Annotated in this window: 19 protein-coding genes and 5 tRNA genes; 4 read left to right on the forward strand and 20 right to left on the reverse strand. The window is 60.2% G+C overall.

The window, feature by feature from the left end; all coding sequences use genetic code 11:
- Positions 1–29: 29 nt before the first annotated feature.
- The 11 genes from BLU24_RS19260 to uvrB form a co-directional block, all read right to left on the reverse strand.
- The gene (locus BLU24_RS19260; protein WP_090282640.1) at positions 30–473 is read right to left on the reverse strand and encodes an Hsp20 family protein; all 444 of its coding nucleotides are present in this window, start codon (positions 471–473) and stop codon (positions 30–32) included.
- A gap of 119 nt (positions 474–592) precedes the next feature.
- Positions 593–1,552: a tRNA dihydrouridine synthase gene (locus BLU24_RS19265; RefSeq protein WP_093102852.1), complete on the reverse strand. Its 960-nt coding sequence runs from the start codon at positions 1,550–1,552 to the stop codon at positions 593–595.
- A 167-nt stretch (positions 1,553–1,719) separates the two neighbouring features.
- Positions 1,720–2,169 (reverse strand): acyl-CoA thioesterase, encoded by a 450-nt coding sequence (locus tag BLU24_RS19270; protein ID WP_093102854.1) that lies wholly within the window; start codon positions 2,167–2,169, stop codon positions 1,720–1,722.
- A gap of 47 nt (positions 2,170–2,216) precedes the next feature.
- The gene (locus tag BLU24_RS19275; protein WP_090282637.1) at positions 2,217–3,050 is read right to left on the reverse strand and encodes an alpha/beta fold hydrolase; all 834 of its coding nucleotides are present in this window, start codon (positions 3,048–3,050) and stop codon (positions 2,217–2,219) included.
- A 30-nt stretch (positions 3,051–3,080) separates the two neighbouring features.
- A complete protein-coding gene (locus BLU24_RS19280; RefSeq protein WP_093102857.1) occupies positions 3,081–3,620 on the reverse strand; it encodes a TetR/AcrR family transcriptional regulator in 540 nt (179 codons plus the stop codon).
- 182 nt (positions 3,621–3,802) lie between these two features.
- A tRNA-Glu gene (locus BLU24_RS19285) sits at positions 3,803–3,878 on the reverse strand.
- An 80-nt stretch (positions 3,879–3,958) separates the two neighbouring features.
- Positions 3,959–4,034, reverse strand: a tRNA-Ala gene (locus BLU24_RS19290).
- Between the two features lie 53 nt (positions 4,035–4,087).
- Positions 4,088–4,163, reverse strand: a tRNA-Glu gene (locus BLU24_RS19295).
- Between the two features lie 79 nt (positions 4,164–4,242).
- Positions 4,243–4,318: transfer RNA gene (locus tag BLU24_RS19300), tRNA-Ala, on the reverse strand.
- Between the two features lie 202 nt (positions 4,319–4,520).
- Complete coding sequence (gltX, locus tag BLU24_RS19305) at positions 4,521–6,002, reverse strand: glutamate--tRNA ligase (RefSeq protein ID WP_090282635.1); 1,482 nt, start codon at positions 6,000–6,002, stop codon at positions 4,521–4,523.
- A gap of 228 nt (positions 6,003–6,230) precedes the next feature.
- A complete protein-coding gene (gene uvrB / locus BLU24_RS19310; RefSeq protein WP_090282634.1) occupies positions 6,231–8,246 on the reverse strand; it encodes an excinuclease ABC subunit UvrB in 2,016 nt (671 codons plus the stop codon).
- A gap of 337 nt (positions 8,247–8,583) precedes the next feature.
- Between uvrB and BLU24_RS19315 the strand changes: the two genes are divergently transcribed.
- Together BLU24_RS19315 and BLU24_RS19320 are read left to right on the forward strand one after the other, a co-directional pair.
- Positions 8,584–9,780 carry an amino acid aminotransferase gene (locus tag BLU24_RS19315; protein WP_093102859.1) on the forward strand — a complete coding sequence of 399 codons (1,197 nt, stop codon included), beginning with the start codon at positions 8,584–8,586 and terminating at the stop codon, positions 9,778–9,780.
- Between the two features lie 224 nt (positions 9,781–10,004).
- Positions 10,005–10,205 carry a hypothetical protein gene (locus BLU24_RS19320; RefSeq protein WP_090282632.1) on the forward strand — a complete coding sequence of 67 codons (201 nt, stop codon included), beginning with the start codon at positions 10,005–10,007 and terminating at the stop codon, positions 10,203–10,205.
- Here BLU24_RS19320 and BLU24_RS19325 read toward each other — a convergent pair.
- Positions 10,202–10,432: a hypothetical protein gene (locus BLU24_RS19325; RefSeq protein ID WP_090282631.1), complete on the reverse strand. Its 231-nt coding sequence runs from the start codon at positions 10,430–10,432 to the stop codon at positions 10,202–10,204. The genes BLU24_RS19320 and BLU24_RS19325 overlap by 4 nt on opposite strands.
- A 219-nt stretch (positions 10,433–10,651) precedes the next feature.
- On the opposite strand from BLU24_RS19325, the gene BLU24_RS19330 reads away from it, so the two are divergent.
- A tRNA-Asn gene (locus BLU24_RS19330) sits at positions 10,652–10,727 on the forward strand.
- Between the two features lie 119 nt (positions 10,728–10,846).
- Here BLU24_RS19330 and BLU24_RS19335 read toward each other — a convergent pair.
- Entirely contained in the window at positions 10,847–12,370 is a 1,524-nt protein-coding gene (locus BLU24_RS19335) for a nucleobase:cation symporter-2 family protein (RefSeq protein WP_090282630.1), read from the reverse strand.
- 327 nt (positions 12,371–12,697) lie between these two features.
- Between BLU24_RS19335 and BLU24_RS19340 the strand changes: the two genes are divergently transcribed.
- The gene (locus BLU24_RS19340; RefSeq protein WP_093102862.1) at positions 12,698–13,030 is read left to right on the forward strand and encodes a BrnA antitoxin family protein; all 333 of its coding nucleotides are present in this window, start codon (positions 12,698–12,700) and stop codon (positions 13,028–13,030) included.
- Here BLU24_RS19340 and BLU24_RS19345 read toward each other — a convergent pair.
- The 7 genes from BLU24_RS19345 to BLU24_RS19375 form a co-directional block, all read right to left on the reverse strand.
- A complete protein-coding gene (locus tag BLU24_RS19345; RefSeq protein ID WP_093102865.1) occupies positions 13,027–13,860 on the reverse strand; it encodes an arylamine N-acetyltransferase family protein in 834 nt (277 codons plus the stop codon). The two genes, BLU24_RS19340 and BLU24_RS19345, sit on opposite strands and share 4 nt — an antisense overlap.
- A 100-nt stretch (positions 13,861–13,960) precedes the next feature.
- Positions 13,961–14,755 (reverse strand): exodeoxyribonuclease III, encoded by a 795-nt coding sequence (xth, locus tag BLU24_RS19350; RefSeq protein WP_093102867.1) that lies wholly within the window; start codon positions 14,753–14,755, stop codon positions 13,961–13,963.
- A gap of 81 nt (positions 14,756–14,836) precedes the next feature.
- A complete protein-coding gene (locus tag BLU24_RS19355; protein WP_093102870.1) occupies positions 14,837–16,279 on the reverse strand; it encodes a mechanosensitive ion channel family protein in 1,443 nt (480 codons plus the stop codon).
- 671 nt (positions 16,280–16,950) lie between these two features.
- The gene (locus BLU24_RS19360) at positions 16,951–17,817 is read right to left on the reverse strand and encodes a pirin family protein (RefSeq protein WP_093102873.1); all 867 of its coding nucleotides are present in this window, start codon (positions 17,815–17,817) and stop codon (positions 16,951–16,953) included.
- A gap of 174 nt (positions 17,818–17,991) precedes the next feature.
- Complete coding sequence (locus BLU24_RS19365) at positions 17,992–21,210, reverse strand: transporter substrate-binding domain-containing protein (protein ID WP_093102876.1); 3,219 nt, start codon at positions 21,208–21,210, stop codon at positions 17,992–17,994.
- Positions 21,211–21,220: 10 nt separating this feature from the next.
- Positions 21,221–21,856, reverse strand: a complete 636-nt coding sequence (locus BLU24_RS19370; RefSeq protein ID WP_093102879.1) for a response regulator transcription factor — start codon at positions 21,854–21,856, stop codon at positions 21,221–21,223.
- Between the two features lie 135 nt (positions 21,857–21,991).
- Positions 21,992–22,432, reverse strand: a complete 441-nt coding sequence (locus BLU24_RS19375) for a chemotaxis protein CheY (RefSeq protein WP_093106854.1) — start codon at positions 22,430–22,432, stop codon at positions 21,992–21,994.
- Positions 22,433–23,082: the final 650 nt, after the last annotated feature.

Genomic DNA, 23,082 nt, shown 5'->3' on the forward strand with positions numbered 1-23,082 from the left:
GCCATGGGCGCCCTTTTCGTTACTCGGCGTTATTGCAGCGCCGGCTGCTGCGCACCATTGATTGGAATGCGCTTGGCTTTCGCCTCTTCAGGGACCACGCGCAGCAGGTCGATGCTCAGCAGGCCGTTGCTCAGGTCCGCGGCCTTGATCTCGATGTGATCGGCCAGACGGAACGACAGCTTGAACGCACGCTGGGCGATGCCCTGATGCAGGAAGGTCACACCTTCGTTGGCGTCACGCTTGCCACCACTGATGGTCAGCACACCCTTCTCGACCTGCAGTTCCAGGTCTTCTTCCCGGAAACCGGCGGCGGCAACGACGATACGATATTGGTCATCACCGTGTTTTTCGACGTTGTAAGGTGGGTAGCTGCTGCCTGGCTCGTTGCGCAGGGCGGTTTCGAACAGGTCGTTGAAACGGTCGAAACCTACCGAGGAACGGAACAGTGGTGCGAGAGAAAATGCAGTACTCATGGTTCAAATCTCCTGAAAACAATCAGCAAGTTTTTGTGTCTCCGCGACCCGAATTCGGCATCGCGTAACCCTTAGATAGGGACCGCTGTCTGGTTTTCAAGAGATTATTTTCAGATTTTTCAGGCGGCCTCGACGAGCGGCAAACCGAGCAGACGCGAGACTTGGTCAGGCTCGGTTTCGCGGCGCAAAACCGTGAACAGCTCGGTGGCTTGAGGGTAATTACGCGTCAGCATCGCCAGCCATTGCTTCAAGCGACCCGGCGATTGGCGCGCGGTCATCTGCGCTTTGGCTTGCAGCCAGAAATCCTGAATCAACGGCATCAGCTCCGCCCAGCTCATCTCGACCACCTCTTCGCCGGCGCGGGCCGCAGCGATCTGCCGGGCCAGATCCGGACGCGACACCAGTCCACGACCGAGCATGATGTCTTCGACGCCGCTGATCTCGCGGCAACGCCGCCAGTCTTCGACGCTCCAGATATCACCGTTGGCGAATACCGGCACCTTGACCACGTCCTGCACCCGCGGAATCCACTCCCAGTGCGCCGGCGGTTTGTAGCCGTCCATTTTGGTCCGCGCGTGAACCACGATGTGCTCGGCGCCGCCCTCGGCCAGCGCCGTGGCGCAGACCAGCGAGCCGTCGGGGCTGTCGAAGCCCAGGCGCATCTTCGCAGTGACCGGAATGTGCGCAGGCACCGCGCGACGGACGTGCTCGACGATCTGGTTGAGCAGTTCCGGCTCCTTGAGCAGTACCGCGCCACCCCGGGACTTGTTGACGGTCTTGGCCGGGCAACCAAAGTTGAGGTCGATCACTTCGGAGCCGAGTTCGCAGGCCAGCGCTGCGTTTTCCGCCAGGCACACCGGATCGGAACCGAGCAATTGCACGCGCAACGGCACACCGGCTGCGGTGCGTGCGCCATTGAGCAGCTCAGGGCCGAACTTGTGGAAATAGGCCGGGGTGAGCAACTGATCGTTGACTCGAATGAATTCGGTCACGCACCAGTCGATGCCGCCAACGCGGGTCAGCACGTCACGCAGGATGTCGTCGACCAACCCCTCCATGGGCGCCAGAGCAATTTGCATGGGAAAACACTACTTGAAGGAAAAACGTGCGGCAGTTTACTGGATTACGCCCAAAACCGCAGAACAACACAATCCCTTGTAGGAGTGAGCCTGCTCGCGATAGCGGTGTGTCAGTTACACATAGGTGACAGACACACCGCTATCGCGAGCAGGCTCACTCCTACAGTTTAGATTTGAACAGATGCCGGGATCTGGATCGCCGCGCCATAGCCTTCGATGAATTCCGCCGGCATGCGTTTGGGCTTGCCGGTGGATAACTCGATGCAGACAAACGTGGTCTGCGCACGCAACAGCGTGGCGTTGTCGCTCGGGCGCTTGAGCTGGAAATGCCGGGTCATTTTCAGGCGCTGGTCCCAATCGACGATCCAGGTCGCCAATTGCAGTTCGTCGCCCTCGTAGGCAGCGGCGAGATAATCGATTTCGTGGCGTACTACGGCCATCGCCCGATCCAGTCGCCGGTACTCGACCAGGTCCAGACCCAGGCGCTGCGAGTGGCGCCAGGCGCAGCGCTCGAGCCAGGTCACGTAAACCGCGTTGTTGGCGTGACCCAGCCCGTCGATGTCCTCGGCGCCTACTTGCAGATCAATGGTAAACGGCGTTGCCCGATCCCAGCCCATGCCCCACTCCCGGTCGATGTATTGAACCGGGGCAGTGTAACGGATGCCTACGCCGATTGGCGCGCCTGAAGGCTGCGACCGGCCAGCAGTGATAACACGCCATCAATCACCCGAGGGTCGGCCAGCACGCGCTGATGCCCGCCGCTTTCGAGGCGCAGCAAGCGGCTGTCGAACCAGGCCTCGTGGATCAACTGCGACTCTTTTACCGAAACAAAATTGTCGTCCTCGGCATGCACGATCAAGCCCGGCATATCCAGTTGATAGCGCGCCACATCAAGTGTCGCGGCGCGCATGCCGACGTCCTGTTCGACCTGACGAATGAACGCCGAGCGCGCTCGCGGCGGCATGCCGACCATGCGCGCGAAACCACGCAGCACACCGAGAATACGTGCCGGCGCGGCGATGCTGACGAGGGTTTCGGTGCGCAAGCCCATTTGCACAGCGAGCATCGCGCTGGCGCCGCCCATCGAATGGCCGATGACGGCTTGCAGCGGCGGCAGCTCAGCCGCTGCCTCAAGCATGGCTCGGGCAAACAGCACCACATTGGCTTCGCGCCCCGGCGAACGACCATGGGCTGGGCCATCCAGTGCGACAACGGTATAACCGGCATCGACCAGCGCCGTGGTCAACGCGGCGAACTGGGTTGGCCGCCCTTCCCAACCATGCATCAGCAGCACGGCCGGGCCCTGGCCCCAGCGCAACGCGGAGAGGCCAAAGCGCAAGGTAATGCGCTCGGCACTGGCCAGCATCGGCAATTCCCAGTCACGCAATGGCAGCGCGCGTGGCGTCATGAACACCAGACGCATTTTGCTCGCCACCCGTTTCGGTGCAATCCAGCCCAAGGTGCCGTTAACGCCACGAACCCACTTCAACGCGTTCATCGCTCTCTCCTAAGGCCGGATGCCTTCAGGTCAACGCACCGCCGACTTGGCGGCGCGCAGCAATCGATCGGATAAATCTCCCGGGCCGAGCGCGCGTGCCAGCGCCAGACCGCCTACCATCAACGCCACGTCAGCCAGGGCCTTGTCGGTGTCTTCAGGGCTGGCCGCCAGTTGCGCGACCATCAGCTCCAGATGCTCGTTCAGCGCCAGACGGAACGACTCCGGCAAACGACCCAGCTCACCAATCGAAGCGGGAATCGGGCACGCCGCCTCGCTGGAATCACGGTGTTTGCGCGACAGGTAGAACGCGGCAACCAGGGCGCGACGCTCTTCGCCGGTCAACTCGGCATCCATGTCGGCAATCAGGTCGCGACGCCGACCCAGCAATTGCTTGAACGCTTCGAGCATCATTGCGTCCTTGCTTTCGAAGTGCGCGTAGAAGCCGCCGACGGTCAGGCCGGCCGCGCCCATCACTTCGCCCACACTGGGATCTGCCGGGCCACGCTGAATCAGTGCGGCGCTGGCAGCCTTGAGGATGCGTTCGCGGGTTTGAGCTTTTTTATCGTTCATCGTTGCCTCCGAATATTACGACTAGAATATTATTCGCATAATAATATTCCGCAAGTCAAGGATATGACCGCTGGTCTGAAGCACAGTGTAAGGAAAAAGGAGAGTTGGCCAAACGCCAGACAAACAAAAGGGCCATTCAATAATTGAATGACCCTTATAAAATCCCGCAGAGCGGGTAATCGTGGCGTCCCCTAGGGGACTCGAACCCCTGTTACCGCCGTGAAAGGGCGGTGTCCTAGGCCACTAGACGAAGGGGACACAAACCCTTCTATACAACTGATCAGTGCTGAGTGCTGATCGATTCAAGGCCGGTGTGGCCAGACCTTGAACTGTAAAATTGGTGGAGCTAAGCGGGATCGAACCGCTGACCTCCTGCATGCCATGCAGGCGCTCTCCCAGCTGAGCTATAGCCCCGGATTTTTCGCCTCGCGGCGGAGCGACATTTTGCAACATCGCTTCTGTAAAACTGGCGTCCCCTAGGGGACTCGAACCCCTGTTACCGCCGTGAAAGGGCGGTGTCCTAGGCCACTAGACGAAGGGGACGCAAACCCTTCTGTACAACTGATCAACGCTGAGTGTTGATCGCTTCAAGGTCGGTGTGGCCAGGCCTTGAAGTGTAAATTGGTGGAGCTAGACGGGATCGAACCGTCGACCTCTTGCATGCCATGCAAGCGCTCTCCCAGCTGAGCTATAGCCCCTCATCGTTGATGTCATCGCTGAGGACGGGGCGAATCTTAATGGCGCATCGAAACCCTGTCAAACTTATTTTTGAAAAATTTCAAAATTTTTCGTCGGGATAACAATCACTTACCACCCTCCCCCCGTAAATCAGGGAGAAGCGCCAAAGGCCGGATCAAAAGATCGTGGCCTTCGGCTGCCGTCACACTGGGTCAGACCTGCTCAAGCAATGGCGCCCAGCAGCTTTTCCCACTCCTTGTTTTCTTTCTTCGACACGCCGCCCAGCAGGTCGATCGCCTGACGCAGACGGAAACGGGTCAGGTCCGGCCCGAGAATTTCCATCGCATCGAGCACCGACACCGAACTGGCCTGGCCGGTGATCGCCGCGAACATCAGCGGCATCGCATCGCGCAGTTTCAACTCCAGCGACTCGACCACTGCCTGAATTGTCGCGGTGATGCTGTCCTTTTCCCACTGACGCAGGCTTTCCAGTTTCCACAGGATCAGTTGCATCAACTGGCGCACCTGATCGCCGGAGAGCTTTTTCGACTCGAACAGTCTGGCGTCCGGATTGACCCCACCGGCAAAGAAGAACCCGGCCAATGGTGCCACTTGGCTGAAGGTTTCGACGCGGCCCTGAACGTGCGGCGCGATCTTCATCATGTATTCCGAGTTGAACGCCCACTTCTGCACGCGCGCGGCAAATTCTTCCACCGGCAGATCACGCAGCCACTGGCCGTTGAGCCATGACAGTTTCTCGATGTCGAAAATCGGCCCGCCGAGGGACACGCGCTTGAGGTCGAAGTTATCGACCATTTCCTGCAGCGAGAACTTTTCGCGCTCGTCCGGCATCGACCAGCCCATGCGACCCAGGTAGTTGAGCATCGCTTCGGGCATGAAGCCCATGCGCTCGTAGAACGTCACCGAAGTCGGGTTCTTGCGCTTGGACAGCTTGCTCTTGTCCGGGTTACGCAGCAGCGGCATGTAGCACAGCTCTGGCTGTTCCCAGCCGAAGTACTCGTAAAGCAGGATCAGTTTCGGCGCCGACGGCAACCATTCTTCACCGCGCAGCACGTGGGTAATGCCCATCAGGTGATCGTCGACCACATTGGCGAGGAAGTACGTCGGCAGGCCGTCGGTCTTCATCAGCACTTGCATGTCCATGCGATCCCACGGGATCTCGACGTCGCCACGCAGCATGTCCGGCACCACGCAAACGCCTTCGCTCGGCACTTTCATGCGGATCACGTGAGGTTCGCCGGCAGCGAGGCGCGCGGCGACTTCTTCCTTCGACAGCAGCAGCGCGCGGCCGTCATAGCGCGGGGTTTCGCCGCGAGCCATTTGTTCGGCGCGCATCTGGTCGAGTTCTTCAGCGGTGCAGAAGCACGGGAAGGCATGACCCATGTCGACCAGTTGCTGGCAGTACTTCTGATAGATGTCGCCGCGCTCGCTCTGCCGATACGGGCCGTGCGGGCCGCCGACGTCCGGGCCTTCGCTCCAGTCGATACCCAGCCAGCGCAGGGCGTCGAAGATCTGCTGTTCGGACTCGCGGGTCGAACGCAACTGGTCGGTGTCTTCGATGCGCAGGATGAACTCACCGCCATGCTGCTTGGCAAAGCAGTAGTTGAACAATGCGATGTAAGCGGTACCTACGTGGGGGTCCCCGGTAGGCGATGGCGCGATGCGAGTGCGGACGGTGGTCATGGCATGTCTCGAAAAGAATGAAAAGCAGAACAATCAAGCGGCGAATGGTAACAGGCGAGACCCGCCCGGCTCCAGCGGACAGGGTATTAAAGCCAGACATGGGGGGGCTCACTGAAACCGAGTTGCCCCAATCGCTAGCAGGGCTAGCTGTCACAGAGTTTTGTGGCGGGCACGATTCCTGTGTGTGAGCTAGCCTGCTAGCGATGAGGCCAGCGCAGCCCCTACAGATCAGACGGTCAAAAGGCGCTCACGCAATTTGGCAATCTCGTCACGCATCTGCGCCGCCGCTTCAAACTCCAGATCCCGCGCCAACTGGTACATCTTCTCCTCCAGCGCACGGATGCGTTTGGTGATTTCGCTTGGCGAGCGCAGTTCGGCTTCGTACTTGGCGTTTTCTTCGGCAGCCTTGGCCATGCCTTTGCGCTTCTTGCTGCGCGAGCCCGGCACAGTGGCACCTTCCATGATGTCGGCGACGTCCTTGATCACGCCCTTCGGAGTGATGCCGTGCTCAAGGTTGAAAGCGATCTGTTTCTCGCGGCGGCGTTCGGTTTCGCCAATCGCCCGCTCCATCGAACCGGTCATGCGATCGGCATACAGAATGGCCCGGCCATTGAGGTTACGTGCCGCGCGGCCGATGGTCTGGATCAGCGAACGCTCGGAACGCAGGAAACCTTCCTTGTCGGCATCGAGAATCGCCACCAGCGACACTTCCGGCATGTCCAGGCCTTCGCGCAGCAGGTTGATGCCGACCAGCACGTCAAACACGCCAAGGCGCAAGTCGCGGATGATCTCCACGCGCTCGACGGTGTCGATGTCGGAGTGCAGATAACGCACGCGCACGCCGTGGTCGGCGAGGTAATCGGTGAGGTCTTCGGCCATGCGCTTGGTCAGCGTCGTAACCAGTACGCGCTCTTCCACCGCTACGCGCTTGGTGATTTCCGAGAGCAGGTCATCGACCTGGGTCAGCGCCGGGCGCACCTCGACCTGCGGGTCGACCAGACCGGTCGGGCGCACCACTTGCTCGACCACGCGACCGGCGTGTTCGGCCTCGTAATTGCCCGGCGTCGCCGAGACGAAAATGGTCTGCGGGCTGACCCCTTCCCACTCGTCGAAACGCATCGGCCGGTTATCCAGCGCCGAAGGCAGACGGAAGCCGTATTCGACCAGGGTTTCTTTACGCGAGCGGTCGCCCTTATACATCGCGCCGACCTGCGGCACGCTGACGTGGGACTCGTCGATGACCAGCAAGGCATCGGCCGGCAGGTAATCGTAAAGCGTTGGCGGCGCGGCACCGGCCGGACGCCCGGACAGGTAGCGCGAGTAGTTTTCGATGCCGTTGCAGTAACCCAGTTCGAGAATCATCTCCAGATCGAAGCGAGTGCGTTGCTCCAGACGCTGGGCTTCGACCAGTTTGTTGTTGCTGCGCAGGTACTCCAGACGTTCCTGCAATTCGACTTTGATGCCTTCGATGGCGTCGAGCAAGGTCTCGCGCGGCGTCACGTAGTGACTCTTCGGATAAAAAGTGAAGCGCGGCATCTTGCGAATGACTTCGCCGGTCAGCGGGTCGAACGCGGAAATGCTCTCGACCTCGTCATCGAACAACTCGATACGGATCGCCTCCAGATCGGATTCCGCCGGGAAAATATCGATCACATCGCCACGCACACGGAACGTCGCTCGGGCAAAATCCATGTCGTTGCGGGTGTATTGCAGATCGGCCAGACGCCGTAGCAGCGCGCGCTGATCGAGTTTGTCGCCGCGATCGACGTGCAGCACCATCTTCAAATAGGTTTCCGGACTGCCCAGACCGTAGATGCACGACACCGTGGTGACAATGATCGCATCCTTGCGCTCCAGCAACGCTTTGGTCGCGGACAGACGCATCTGCTCGATGTGGTCGTTGATCGACGCGTCCTTCTCGATGAAGGTGTCGGACGACGGCACGTAGGCTTCCGGCTGGTAATAGTCGTAATAAGAAACGAAATACTCGACGGCGTTGTTCGGGAAGAACGCCTTGAACTCGCCATACAACTGCGCGGCCAGGGTCTTGTTCGGCGCCAGTACCAGCGTCGGGCGCTGCACCTGGGCGATGACGTTGGCGATGCTGAAGGTCTTGCCCGAGCCGGTCACACCGAGCAGCGTCTGGTGCGCCAGCCCGGCCTCGATGCCTTCGACCATCTGGCGGATCGCTTCCGGCTGATCGCCGGCAGGCTCGAAGCGGGTGACTAGCTGGAATTCCGACATACACACCTCTGGAATCGCGGCGTTCCGAGTCAGACGGATTACCACGGGGACGACCGCAAACGACCGATGTCGCGCAAGAAAAACCTGGATTGTCCGTAATGTGGTGGCGATTGCCTGACCTTTCAAGGCAAACGTCCTACATCCGGGTAAAGAGTCTGACAAAGACAATCGACTAACGGTCAAGAAATAATCGGAAAAACTTACCGGAAAAACCGATTCGCCTGTCGCCATTGCGCGCTGATGGCCTCTATACTAGCTCCCCGTTTGTGCACCGCTCTAGTGCATCCGGCTGGAGCGCGACACGTCCCTCCATATCCCATTCAGAGCCGCCGCAATAATGAGCCTGTTCTCCGCTGTCGAAATGGCACCCCGCGATCCAATCCTGGGCCTCAACGAAGCATTCAACGCCGATACCCGGACCACCAAGGTCAACCTGGGCGTGGGTGTCTACTGCAACGAAGAGGGGCGAATTCCACTGCTGCGCGCGGTGATCGAAGCCGAGTCGATTCGCGTCGCGCAACACGCTTCGCGCGGTTACCTGCCGATCGATGGCATCGCCGCTTACGACCAGGCCGTGCAAAAGCTGCTGTTCGGTAACGACTCGCCGCTGATCAGTGCTGGCCGTGTCATCACCACTCAGGCCGTCGGCGGTACCGGCGCACTGAAAATCGGCGCTGACTTCCTCAAGCAATTGCTGCCGAACGCCGTTGTGGCAATCAGCGATCCAAGCTGGGAAAACCACCGCGCGCTGTTCGAAACCGCCGGTTTCCCGGTGCAGAACTACCGCTACTACGACGCCGCCACGCACGACGTGAACCGTGCCGGCATGCTCGAAGACCTCAACGCCCTGCCGAACGGTTCGATCGTTGTCCTGCACGCTTGCTGCCACAACCCGACCGGCGTCGACCTGAGCCCGGCGGACTGGAACAACGTACTGCAAGCGGTCAAAGCCAAAGGCCACGTGCCGTTCCTCGACATGGCGTACCAGGGTTTTGGCGACGGCATCGACGAAGACGCCGCTGCGGTGCGCCTGTTCGCCGAGTCCGGCCTGACCTTCTTCGTTTCCAGCTCGTTCTCCAAGTCGTTCTCGCTGTACGGCGAGCGCGTTGGCGCGCTGTCGATCATCAGCGAATCGAAGGAAGAAAGCGCGCGCGTGCTGTCGCAAGTCAAACGCGTGATCCGCACCAACTACTCCAACCCGCCAACCCACGGTGCAAGCATCGTCGCCGCCGTGCTGAACAGCCCTGAGCTGCGCGCGCAGTGGGAAGCCGAACTGGCGGAAATGCGTCTGCGCATTCGCGGCATGCGCACGCAAATGGTCGATCTGCTGGCAGAGAAAGCGCCGGGCCGTGATTTCAGCTTCGTCGGCCGTCAGCGCGGCATGTTCTCCTACTCGGGCCTGACCACTGAACAGGTTCATCGCCTGCGCAACGAGTTCGGCATCTACGCTCTGGACACCGGTCGCATCTGCGTGGCGGCGTTGAACCAGAGCAACATCAAGGCTGTGACGGATGCGATTGTTCAGGTCATCTGATCACGCAGCTTGATGAAAAACGGGAAGCCTTCAAGGCTTCCCGTTTTTATTTGTCTCTGACAACGCCCCGTAACCTCTAGACTGCACGCAATTCCAACTGTAGGAGTGAGCCTGCTCGCGATAGCGGTGTGTCAGTCATACCTGTTCAGGCTGAAAAAACGCTATCGCGAGCAGGCTCACTCCTACAGGGTTTTGTGTACATTCGAGAATTTTGTGAGAAGCCCATGAAAAACGACAACCTGCGCGCCGACCGTGACGATCTGGATGATTTCATCCCGCGCGCCTCGGCCAAACGCGAAAAGAGCCTGGTGCTGCAAGTCGCCACCGGGGTATTCCTCGGTGGCCTGGCCCTGTGGCTGGTGCAACTGGCGGCAACGGCGGCCTATGCCAAGCTGATGCTGGGCACGATTACTTTCGGCAGTTAAGCCAGTTCATCCGAGCGCTGAGCGGCGGCATCGTCGTAAATCACATACAGCGATTCGGCCACTTGGCTCTTGATGGTCTTGCTGCTTTCAAGCCCGAGGACGAACCCTTCGGCCTTGCCGCCAGCGCGGTTCAGTTCTTCGGCAGTGCTGGCCCCGGCGATTGCATCGAAGAGTTTTTCCGCGTGCGGGCCGATCCCTTTTGGCAGGCTGATTTGTGCAGTGCTCATGCGAGCACCTCGGTGTTGCGAGTGATTAGAGGCATGGCGCGTACCTTTGCGGCTGATGGCCGGCAGCGCGTGTGACCACTTCCGGGCGGTCATGGTAGACCTATGGGGCTTTTCTGGTAACCGCCAATCGCTGACAAATCACCGTCCGTCCCGAAGATTCCTGCAATTTTGCATCAGGCGCTTGACTAGTCTTTTTAAATCAGTAACATACGCACCAATTCCGCAATAGCTCAGTTGGTAGAGCAAATGACTGTTAATCATTGGGTCCCTGGTTCGAGTCCAGGTTGTGGAGCCAAATAGCAAAGCCCCTGAATCGAAAGATTCAGGGGCTTTTTTGTGGGCGCTCGAAAAGCCCCAATGAAAAGGGCCGATCTGTCCAGGACAGATCGGCCCTTTTCTATTCAGTCGCCGCCGTCAAACGTGTTCGCTGCTCTTGATCTGCACTTTCGCTGCACCGTGCCCAGGGTCGTGTTCATCAGGCTCGATCACCGGCACTTCCTTGCCATCGCAATCGTGCAGCTTGCCATCGCTGAAGTAGTCGCCTTCACGCAGCGCGGCCAGATCGCGGTAGCGCAAGGTGCGCTCCTCCGCTGCGGCAAACACCGATTGCTGATCCGAGTTACCGGCAGTGAAGTGGTTGAACGCCAGGTTGAGCAGGATCGCCATGATCGCCGACGAACTGATACCCGAATGGAAAATCGTCGCGAACCAGCTCGGGAACTGGTCGTAGAAACTCGGCGCGGCAATCGGGATCATGCCGAAACCGATCGAGGTGGCGACGATGATCAGGTTGACGTTGTTGCGGTAGTCCACCTTGGACAAGGTGCGAATACCACTGGCGGCCACCGTACCGAACAGCACGATACCGGCCCCGCCGAGCACCGAAGTCGGCACCGCGGCAATGACCCGGCCCATGAACGGCAACAGGCCGAGAATCACCAGGAACAGACCGCCCGTGGCCACCACGTAACGGCTCTTGATGCCGGTCACCGCCACCAGGCCAACGTTCTGCGCGAAGGCGCTTTGGGTGAACGAACCGAAGATCGGTGCAAACATGCTCGACAGCATGTCCGCGCGCAAGCCATTGCCCAGGCGCTTGGAGTCGACCTTGGTGCCGATGATCTCACCCACCGCGAGAATGTCCGCCGAGGTTTCCACCAGCGTCACCATGACCACGATGCACATCGACAGAATGGCGGCGAAGTGGAAGGTCGGCATGCCGAAGTGAAACGGCGTCGGGAAGCCGAACATCGGCCCGGTGGTGACGCTGGAGAAATCCGCCATGCCGAGGAACACCGCCAGCACCGTGCCGATCACCATGGCCAACAGGATCGACAGGCGCGAAATGGTCGCACTGCCGACCTTGCTCAACAGCAACACCAGCACCAGCGTGACCGCCGCCAGACCGATGTTCTGCATGCTGCCGAAGTCCGGCGCATGACTGTTGCCGCCCATGGCCCAACGTGCCGCCACTGGCATCAGCGTCAGGCCGATCGTGGTGATCACGATGCCCGTGACCAGCGGTGGAAAGAATTTGGTAATGCGCGAGAACACCGGGGTAATCAACAGCCCTATCAAGGACGCCGCAATCACCGCGCCGAGCACCGACTGGAAGCCGCCCTCCCCGCCACTGCTGACGATCGCGACCATGGTCGCCACGCCGGAAAACGACACGCCCTGCACCAGCGGCAACTGACAGCCAAAGAACGGCAGACCCAGGGTTTGCAGCAGCGTCGCCAGCCCCCCCGCAAACAATGAAGCAGCAATCAACAAACCGATGTCCGCCGGCGACAGGCCGGCCGCTTGGCCGATGATCAGTGGCACCGCAACGATACCGCCGTACATGGTCAGCACATGTTGCAGGCCGTAAGCCATATTCGCGCCGACCCCGAGATTTTCGTCCTCGGGCCGTGGGTGTGAAACATGGGGCGTTTTCATGGTGGGGGGTTCCCTGGTTTTTGTTATGCGCACACTGTATTCAATACCCGCGACAAATGTCCATAGAGTTGTATACAACTTATCGGTCACATAATGGTTAGCTAGCCACCCAACCTTCTAGCCTGCGGCTTCTGCCCTCACAAATCCGGTAACAAATCCCCGACAGCATCCGTGCACCTGACCACCAGGCTGAAGTGTTCATGGCGACCGGCGGTGCGATCGCGCTCCTTTTTATACATATAAAGTATGCATAATGTCGTTTGAATCATTTCTGCACGCCTCGCCACACCGAGCGAACGATGTGCCTGTTTTCAGGAGGCTTGAACCATGCAAGACGAATATGACTTTTCCCCGGGCAAACGCGGCGCAGTGGCGCCCAACAAAGGCAAGACCCGCATCACCATCATGCTGGATGACGCGGTAATCGAAGCGGCGCGTACGGCTGCGGAACATGAGGGGTTCGGCTATCAGACGGTCATCAACAACACGCTGCGCCAAGCCTTGCTCGACACCGCCCGCCAGCAACAGCCGGATGATTCAGGCCTGAGCGGGCAATTCAAAAAAGGCATTACGGCCAGTGATTTGAAGAGTCTGGAAAGGAAGCTTTCAGCCGCGATCGGCGAAATCCGTCGCGTGCTCGAACCGGACGTCAAACCTTAGGCTGCGACAGGCATCATCACCCGCGCCAGTGCCTGGCGAATGCGCGGCAAATTACTCACATCAAGGCCAAACTCGCGTTGCAGCACGTCAATTAACTCGTCAACCTCGGTCACCTCGCGCCGCTCACTCTCCGCACCCGTGTGATGGATAGCGAAGCTGCCGTTGTTCAGCGTCTTGCGCCAGCCATCGCCAGTACGGGCAACCATCAGCCGCTGAGTGAACGGCGAGTCCGGATGCGTCGAGACGTACCAGTTGCCGACGGTGTAATCGATGTCCTCCTGACGTTGCAGGTCGAACAGGTACATGGGCCGCCACTCGCCGGCGACGTTGGCACGGAGCATGTAGCCACCGGCCTGGTGTTCGAGGCGATAGGGTTCGTGCGGGGTCGCTTGTTCGGTTTCGGTGTCGAGCAGTAAAGGTGCGGTGGGGACCATGCCGCCGAAGCCGACGTCCGTGATGTAGCGCTCGCCGTCGATTGTCACCAGGCTCAAACGATGGGTACGTGCCGTCCAGCTACCTTCGGGCTGATTCATCACCACGCGCCCGCTGATTGCCCGTGCGTCAAAGCCCAGCTCCAGCAACAGCGCGAAGAACAGATGATTGAGTTCGTAGCAATAACCGCCGAGACCACCCAGCAGGATTTTCTGTTCAATGGACGGCAGATCGATCAGCACTGGCGCGCCGGCGATAGTCGCCAGATTCTCGAAGGGAAACACGCCGGTATGACGCAACTGTAATTGGCGCAGCGTTTCCAGCGTCGCGGGCGGCGCTGAATCAAACCCCAGGCGTTGCAGGTACAGTTTCAGATGGTTCAGGCGTGGCGCGCTCATTGCTCGATCCTTATGCAGGGAGGTCGCAGATCACTGCGTTGCTGCTCGCCATGTATACGGATCGCGCGCACTTTTCGACAATTGATTTCGCCAATTGCCATCAGCGCTTCTTGCGCGAGCCAATGCGAATCCACGTTGGCGCATGGTCGCTGGCATGCGGCTCGTTACGCACCCAGGCGTCTACCCCGGCGTCCTGCAGATACGGGCTCAATGCCGGGTTGAGCAGCAGATGATCGAGGCGCAGGCCGGAGTTGGTTTGCCAGTGCTGGCGAAAGTAGTCCCAGAACGTATAAATGCGTTCCTCGGGATACAAATGACGCAGCGAATCGGTCCAGCCTTGATCGAGCAGCCGTTGGTAGCACTCGCGACTCTCGGGTTGCAGCAAGGCATCCTTGAGCCATGAGCGGGTGTTGTAGATGTCCATGTCGGTGGGCACGACGTTGTAATCGCCGGCCAACACCACCGGGTGATCGCTGCTTTGCAGATCCTTCGCGTAGGTAATCAGCCGTTCGAACCACGCCAGTTTGTAATCGAATTTTGGCCCTGGTTGCGGATTGCCGTTGGGCAGATACAGGCACCCGACCAGCACGCCATGCACCGCAGCTTCGATGTAGCGGCTGTGGGTGTCATCGGGGTCGCCCGGCAGCCCGCGCCGACTCTCCAGCGGTTGCGCATCGCGCGCCAGAATCGCCACGCCGTTCCACGATGCCTGGCCCTGCCAGATCGCGCCGTAACCGGCCGCTTCCAGCTCGGCGGCGGGAAAGGCGCTGTCCACCGATTTGAGCTCTTGCAGGCAAACGATGTCCGGTTGCTCGCGCTTGAGCCATTCCAGCAGATTCGGCAGCCGCGCACGCATGCCGTTGACGTTGAAGGTGGCGATCCGCAGGTTTTTCATCGTCTGCAACTCCGGCCAGTGGGTATGCCAATAGTGACCCCGGGACCGCCGCGCAGGTTGCATTCGATAACAGCGGTGACCTCAGGCGCGATTGCGCAGCCATTGCAGAAAGCCGCGTTTTGGCGCAACCGCGGGGACTTCCTCGGTCAGTGCTTGCGCCTTGTGCAAGCGGAAATCGAGCAAGGCCTGCATGGCGTCATGGATGTCGTGACGGGCATCCAGACAAGGTTTCAGATAGGACTTTTCAATGCGGTACAAGGCGCAGAACGTCTTCGCCGAGAAGTCCGCCGGCAGCGCGGTGTCAGACAGGATTCCCGCTTCGCCGATCACCTCGCCCGGGCCCATGCGTCCGGATTCGAACGTCGTGCCGTGGCGCTTCAATGTCACCGAGACCACGCCGGACTCGATGATGAACAAATGATCGCTGACCTCCCCGCCCGCCAGAATGATCTCGCCGGCGCGGAAGGTTTGCAGGCTCATGTTCTGGCTGAAGGTGTCCTTCTCTTCCTCGCGCAGGGTCGAGAAGATCGGCGAACTGTCGAGCAACGCCCGTGGGCGCGACAAGTGCGGCGCGATGCTGGTTTCATTGCTCGACAGCAGATTGACTCCGGACGCCTGCAAATGCCGATACGCCAGATCGAACAGCTGATTGCGCACCACACGCTTCTCGCCCATCGACGCGACAAACCCGCTGATTTCATACTCCGCGCCAGCGCTGGCTGAGTTTTTCAGCGCCACGCTCGGTGCCGGCGTGTCGAGCAATTGCCGACAACCCTGCATCGCCCGCTCCAGCGCCTCGATCACCGCACTGGGTCGCGCATGCGGGCTGACCTGCACGCTGACTGCGACGCCAAACATATTGCTTGGCCGGCTGAAATTGATGATCTTGGCTTTGGCCGCCAACGAGTTGGGAATCACCGCCATGCTGCCCTGGCTGGTTTGCAGACGCGTGGCGCGCCAATCGATATCGGTCACCCGGCCCTCGGTGCCGTCAATGGAAATCCAGTCATCCAACTGATAAGGCTTGGTGGTATTGAGGACGATCCCCGAGAACACGTCGCTGAGCGTGCTCTGCAACGCCAGGCCGACAATGATCGCCAACGCGCCAGAGGTCGCGAGCACGCCTTTGACCGGCAGATCGAGCACATAGGCCAGTGCCGCAATGATCGCGACCAGAAAAATCACCGCCCCGAGCAGATCCTGCAACAGCCGCCCGGTATGCCCGACCCGCTGCATCATCACCGCACCGATCAACACCGTCAGCGTCCGCGCACCGAACAGCCACCAACCGATCTGCAGCCCGGTCGCCGCCAGATGCAACGGCACATTCTCCGCCCACGGCGCCGGCTCCATCGGATTGAGCCCTTCGTTGAACAGCAACACACTGAACAACGCAAAAATCACCACCCGCACCAACAGCTTCCACTCACTGCCACGGGAACTGATCAACCGCCACAGACCAAGATCGAGCAGGATCAGGATAAACGCGCTAAACAGCGGATGTTCGGTCAGCAGAGACAGCATCAAACAACTCCGACAAAGGCCAATCGCGAAAAGATCGCACAGATTGGCACAGTGTAGGAGCAAATGATTTCGGCGCCGTTTTGATCCTGGTTCAGCGGTGATGTCGGGAGGTTGAGTGATGCTTGGAGTTAGCTGAAAATCAAAAGCCCCTCACCCTAGCCCTCTCCCGGAGGGAGAGGGGACTGACCGGGTTGGATGCGAAAGATCTGCCGACGTGAAATACCGAGTCGAATGCAAAACTTCGAAGCCAACCAAAATCGGCTCCCTCTCCCTCGGGAGAGGGCTGGGGTGAGGGGCAGCCACACCACAAATCAAAAGCCAAACACCGCTTCTAACCACTCAACAATGAGCGTTAGCTCGAGTGCCCTTGATCTTGATCTTGCGTCACCGGCGACATCGGAAGGCTGAGTGGAGGGATTGATCCGGGCGTGGGAGCGCAGCGACCGTCTGGCGCAGCCAGACACAGCGGAAGGAGGTGCAGCGAAGCAAACCGCAGCCGCTGCGCCCGGATCAGTCCCGGAGCGAAGGGACCCGAGCCTGCGAGGGCCGAACGCAGGAGCAAGCGTTTTGGGTTACCTTTTTGGCGTTTGAAAAAGGTGACCCGCCGTAAGGGCGGAACCCTAAGCAGCCGTTACCGCAGCAACGGATATGTACCCCAAAAAAAGCTCATCTCAACCCTGCATCCGCCCAAACCGCCCCGACTGAAAATCAACAAACGCCTGATGAATCTCCTCCTCCGAATTCATCACAAACGGACCATGCCCGACAATCGGCTCATCAATCGGCTCGCCGCTGAGCAACAACACCACCGAGTCCTCATGCGCCTCAAGCGACACCGCCCGCCCCGCACGCTCGAACAGCACCAACTGCCCGACAGACGCCGACTCCCCACCATTAACCCGCACCGAGCCCTTCAACACCACCAACGCGGTATTGCGACCCTCATGCAAATCAAGCGTCAGCAACCGGCCTGCGTTCAACCGCAAATCCCACACATCAATCGGGGTAAACGTGCGCGACGGTCCTTTATGCCCCTCGAACTCACCTGCAATCAAACGCAGGCTGCCAGCGTTGTCCTTGAGCGCGATGCGCGGAATGTCACTGTCGAGAATGGTCTGATACCCCGGCGCAGCCATCTTGTCCCTGGCCGGCAAGTTGACCCACAACTGCACCATCTCCAGTTTGCCACCGGTTCTGGCGAAATTTTCCGAGTGAAACTCTTCATGCAGAATCCCCGACGCAGCCGTCATCCACTGCACATCGCCGGGGCCGATCAGCCCGCCACTGCCGGTCGAATCGCGGTGCTGCACTTCGCCGTCGTAAACAATCGTCACAGTCTCGAAACCGCGATGCGGATGCTGGCCCACGCCGCGTTGTTCCGTGGTCGGCGCGAATTCGGCCGGGCCGGCATGATCGAGCAGCAGGAACGGGCTGATGTGTTTGCCCAGGTTGTCGTAGGAAAACAGCGTGCGCACCGGAAAACCATCGCCGACCCAATGGCCGCGCGGGCTGGTGTAGATACCGATAAGGTTTTTCATGGGGTCTCCAATCTGGATAAAAGCATTGGATTAATCCTAACCGCCTGACCAATATCGGACTAGAGGGCGAAAACCGGCTTCAGCGTTCCATCAGGGGAACAGTGACCTGCCTACAAAATCTGCGGTGCTGCGATCGCCAGCAGGCTGGCTCCCACAAAAACCGAAGCGCCGCTATCAGGTCAGCAGGCGTTGCGCGAGGCTGTCCATGGCCTCGCGCAACGCCTCGATTGCTGTGTTGGACAGCGGCGTTTGCCCGTCAGCGCAAGCCAGTTCCAGGTCGACACAGGCCGCCACCACCCGCGCCGCGCCGACCATCTGCGCGCCACCCTTGATGTGATGCGCCAGATCGCGCAACCCGGCGCGGTCGCGGTCATCCTGCAACACCGCCAGCAGTCGCCGGTCCAGGCGCAAGCTGTTCAGCACTTCCTCGCGCAGGCGCTCGATCAAACCGCGGTCATTGCCAGCCATTTGCTCCAGCGTGCTCAAGTCGATTTCCACCAGCGCAGCCGTTGCAACGTGATCCGCCGGCACGGCGCAGTGGCTGGCTGCGGCCAATGCCTGTGCCAGATCGTGCAAGCGGATAGGCTTGAACAGGCAATTGTCCATGCCGGCGGCCAGACAGCGAGCGCGTTCCTCGGCCTGCGCATTGGCGGTGAAGCCCAGCAGCAAACACGGCGTGCGTTCGGCCAGCGATTCTTGCTCGCGGATCGCCTGCGCGAGCTGATAACCATTGCGCCGCGGCATGTTGCAGTCGGTAATGACCACATCGAACGCCTGCGTTCGCCAGCGCTCAAGGGCGTCGTCACCGTTGTCAGTATCGACCGTACGATGGCCGAGTTCACTCAACTGCCAGCACAGCAGCAAGCGGTTGACCGGATGATCATCGACCACCAGCACATTCAGCGAACGCGCCGCCGTGACAACCGCAACGGGAGCCGACGCCGCTTGCGCAAGCGGCGCCAGCAGCGGCAACTCGAGATTGACTTCTGCCTGCGTGCCTATACCCGGCACGCTGTCCAGTCGCAGTGTGCCGCCCATCATCTCGCACAGGTTGCGGCTGATCACCAGGCCCAGCCCGGAACCGCTGCGCGCCGATTGCGCGTGATTGCTCGCCTGCACGAACGGGCTGAACAATCGTTGACGATCTGCGTGACTGATCCCCACGCCGCTGTCCTCGATCAACACCCTCACCGCCAAGCGCTCGGCCGGCGCAGCGCCGACCACCAGATGCAAGCTGACCTGGCCCTCGTCAGTGAACTTGATGGCATTGCTCAGCAGGTTCGACAGCACCTGCTTGAAACGTGTCGGGTCAATCAGCACGTCGACATTACTGCCGGTATCGAGTTGCAGATGCCAGAGCAAGTGCTTCTGCCGCGCCAGCCCCTCGAACACCCGACACACCGAGAGCACCAGATCACGCAGGTTGGCGCGTTCGGGCGCGAGGGACAGATGCCCGGTTTCGATCCGTGCGATATCGAGTATGTCGCCGATCAGCGCCAATAATTGTTGCCCGGCGTTTGACGCCACCTGTATCGCCAGACGATCGGTGACGCCCTCCTCCGCGCGTTTCAAGGCCAGTTCGAGCATGCCGATCAAGGCGCTCATCGGCGTGCGGATTTCATGGCTCATGGTCGCCAGAAACGTGGTCTTGGCGCGATTGGCATCGTCCGCGGCATTCTTGGCGTCCTGCAATTGCTGCAGCCATTGCTGGCGGCGTCGCAACTGACGGCGCTGCCAGACGATCCAGCCCAGCGCCAGCGCGAGCAGCAGCGCCGCTGCCGCAAAGCCAAGGAGAATTTCGTGGCGATGGCGCCGCCAGTAACTGTCATCGATCACCACCTCATGGCTCCAGCGCTCGACCAGCTCATCCATCTGCTGCGGGGCGATGCTCAGCAGTGCCTTGTTCAGGATCGAGTGAAGCGCCGGCATTTGTGGTGCGGTCGCCAAGGCAATGCGCGCCGGTTGATCACCGACTGTGCCGGTAATGCGCAGCCGTTCGCGGTAATGGCGGGCAATCAGAAAACGCGCCACCACCAACGAACTCACCGTGACGTCGACCTGGCCCTTGAGAATCATCGCCATGCCGTCGGCCGGGCTCGCGGTTTCGACCAGACGCAAGCGCGGCACACGGGCCAACAGATAACTGCGCAACGGATGACCGCGGTAGATTGCCAGCCGCTTGCCCGCCAGTTCGTCCAGGGGGAGCGGCCCCTGCCAGGTGCTTGCGCTGACCAGCACGAACGGATTGTTCAGGTAGGCGCGGGTGAATTGCAGCTCGGTTTCGCGCTCGCTGCTCGGCGTTACCACCGGCAGCAGGTCCAGTTCACCGGTCTTGAGCTGTTCGATCTGACGGTCCAGCGAGGTTCCGCGCACGATTTCGAAATTGAGCCCGCTGCGTTGGCTGATCAGGCTCAGCAATTGCGCCGTGAGCCCGCTGAAACGGCCGTCGGCATCGAAAAACGTCAGCGGCGCGAAATCTTCGATGGCGCCAACTCGCACCACCGGGTGCTGGTCGAGCCAGGCCTGTTCGCTGGCGCTGAGTTGTACCCGCGATTGCTCCGCCATTTCCGCCAGACCGGCGCTCCAACGCTGTTCGATGCGTTGCCGGCGCTCCATGGGTATGGCCGCCAACGCCACATCGACGATGCGCTTGAGGCGCGCATCACTGCGCAGCAGGGCGAAGCCGAACGCATTGGCGTCCAGGCCCGACGGGCCGGCCAGTTGCAGGTCGTTGCGATAGTTGGTGTTGATCAGGTAGTTGGCACTGATGACATCACCGAGGTACACGTCGTCCGCGCCGAATGCCACCGCACCGAGTGCGTCCATCGCCGACGGGTAACGCTGCACCTGAGCCTGCGGATAAAAGCCTTGCACGGTCGCCAGCGGCAAATAGTCCTCGACCATCGCCAGGCGTTTGCCGGCAAGATCGGTCGGCAATTGCTCGTCGAGGCGAGTGACCAGCATCGGTTGATCTTCGGCGTACGGCCGGGACAACACAAAGGCCGGATCGGCGATTTCGAAGCTGTTGGAGGTGCCGAGCAGATCGAGCTCGCCACGCTTGAGCGCGGCCATCACCGCCTCCCGGTCGGCAAACCGGCGCACCTCGATGCGGATCCCGAGCAACTGCGCCAGCAGATCAGCGTAATCGGCGGTCAATCCTTCGAGTTCATGCTGGTTGCGGGTCAGTTCGAATGGCGGGTAATCCGGCCCGGAAATGCCCATGCGCAACAGCGGGTGCTGACGCAGCCATTGCCGGTCCTGGGCGTCGAGGCGCAACTGGACATTTTCCAGGCCGGTACGGGTCAGCACTTCCAGCACCTGCGGTGGTTCACTCGCCGCGCATAGCGCGGTCAGGCTCAGCCACAGCCCGACGATCCAGCCTCCCTGGCGCATGATCGCGTGCTCAGATGACGTGATTGCGCTTGGCGAAATCGCGCAAGTGCACCGCTGAATTGACCCCGAGTTTTTTCATCAATCGGGTCTTGTACGTGCTGACGGTCTTGTGGCTAAGGTGCATGTCCTCGGCAATAGACTTGTTGGACTTGCCGTGCCCCAATTGTTCGAGAATGTTCAGTTCACGGTTGGAAAGCTGATCGATCATTTCCTTCTCGGTGGTTTGCACCGCATTCAGCACGCTGGCGGTATCCGACAACGCGGAAAAATAGGTGTAACCGGACATCAGTGCCTGAATGGCTTTGTGCAACTGCTGCAGTTGATTGGTCTTGGTCACGTAGGCCATTGCCCCGGCCCTCAGGCAGCGCTGCTGGTAAAACAGCGGATCGTGAGTACTGAATACCAGCACGCGGCAATTCAGATCATTGGCCTTGATCCGCGCCAGCACCTCCAGCCCGCCGAGCGCCGGCAGATTGATATCGAGGATCACCAGTTGCGGCTGATGTTCACGAATCAGCGCCAGCACCTCGTTGCCCTGAGAAGCCTCGTGAATCAGTTTGAATCCTTCAGCTTGCAATACGATCCGGATGGCGGCGCGCACCACCGGATGATCGTCAACGATCAGCGCTGACTTCTCGGGCTTCATGGCCACTCCCAGTGCAAAGCCGGACGAACAGCCCACCGGTGCGGGCGGATCCGGACTCGGTGGCTGCGCCGGGACTGTTACACGGAACGACGGGCGAATCACCTGTCAGGTCTGACAGTTGTGCACGTTGATTTTTTATGCATGGGTTGCCCTGCGCACCGCCGCAAGCGGCTGCCGGGCCAACGTCTCGCACCGGATGGCCGGCGCCTCGACCATTGCCATCAACTGCTTGATCGCCGGCAGTCCGGGCAACGCCAGCGGGCTGATTTGCACATTGTCCTGAGCGAAACCTGCAGTGCACTGCAATGGCGCCGTGCGCTCGTTGTAGATCAATGCCTGCCGCACCTGTGGGTTATCGAGGAAAAACCCCAGCAGGTCGAGCCGACCCGCCAGATCGGCATTGATGATCACCGCATCGAACGGCTCGCAACCGTAGTCGACCAGCGTCAACAGCTCGGCGAGGCTTTGCACCGGCGCCACGCGGTAATAATCGAGGCTGTTGAACAGGCGCTCGATTTTCATCCGGTGAAAATGCTGGGTATCGGCGATCAGGATTCGCAGGGCTTTGTTGATCATGGTCATTCTCCCTCCAGAGTTTCTGGGTGGGGCAAGGCTACGCAATTGCGTGTACCGGGCTCTGTAGGACTTTTCCTAAAAAATCGATCATTCGTCCGAGGCCGTCCGGGCGCGGCGCTGTTGCAGCCCAGTGCCAGGGTGCTGCTGATGGCGGCGCGGCAACGCGTTACCTCGGGCGGGCCTGAAATCAAAAGCCACGTCAAAAGCCCCTCACCCTAGCCCTCTCCCGGAGGGAGAGGGAACGATCGCGGTGGATTCGAGAGATACGCCGACATGCGATACCGAGTCGAACGCAAATGCCAAATCCAACCAAAATCGGCTCCCTCTCCAGGGGGAGAGAGCTGGGGTGAGGGAAAATCCACCACAAATCCAAATCCAACCACCCGCTTCTAACCACTCAACAATGAGCGTTAGCTCGCGTGCTGTTGATCTTGATCTTGCCTAACCAGCGACATCGGAAGGCTGAGCGCAGGGATCGATCCGGGCGTGGGAGCGCAGCGACCGTCTGGCGCAGCCAGACACAGCGGAAGGAGGTGCAGCGAAGCAAACCGTAGCCGCTGCGCCCGGATCAATCCCGGAGCGAAGGGACCCGAGCTTGCGAGGGCCGAACGCAGGAGCAAGCCTTTTGGTTCCTTTTTGGCGTCTGAAAA

This window comes from Pseudomonas sp. Z003-0.4C(8344-21), from assembly GCF_900104975.1.
Taxonomy (GTDB): domain Bacteria; phylum Pseudomonadota; class Gammaproteobacteria; order Pseudomonadales; family Pseudomonadaceae; genus Aquipseudomonas; species Aquipseudomonas granadensis.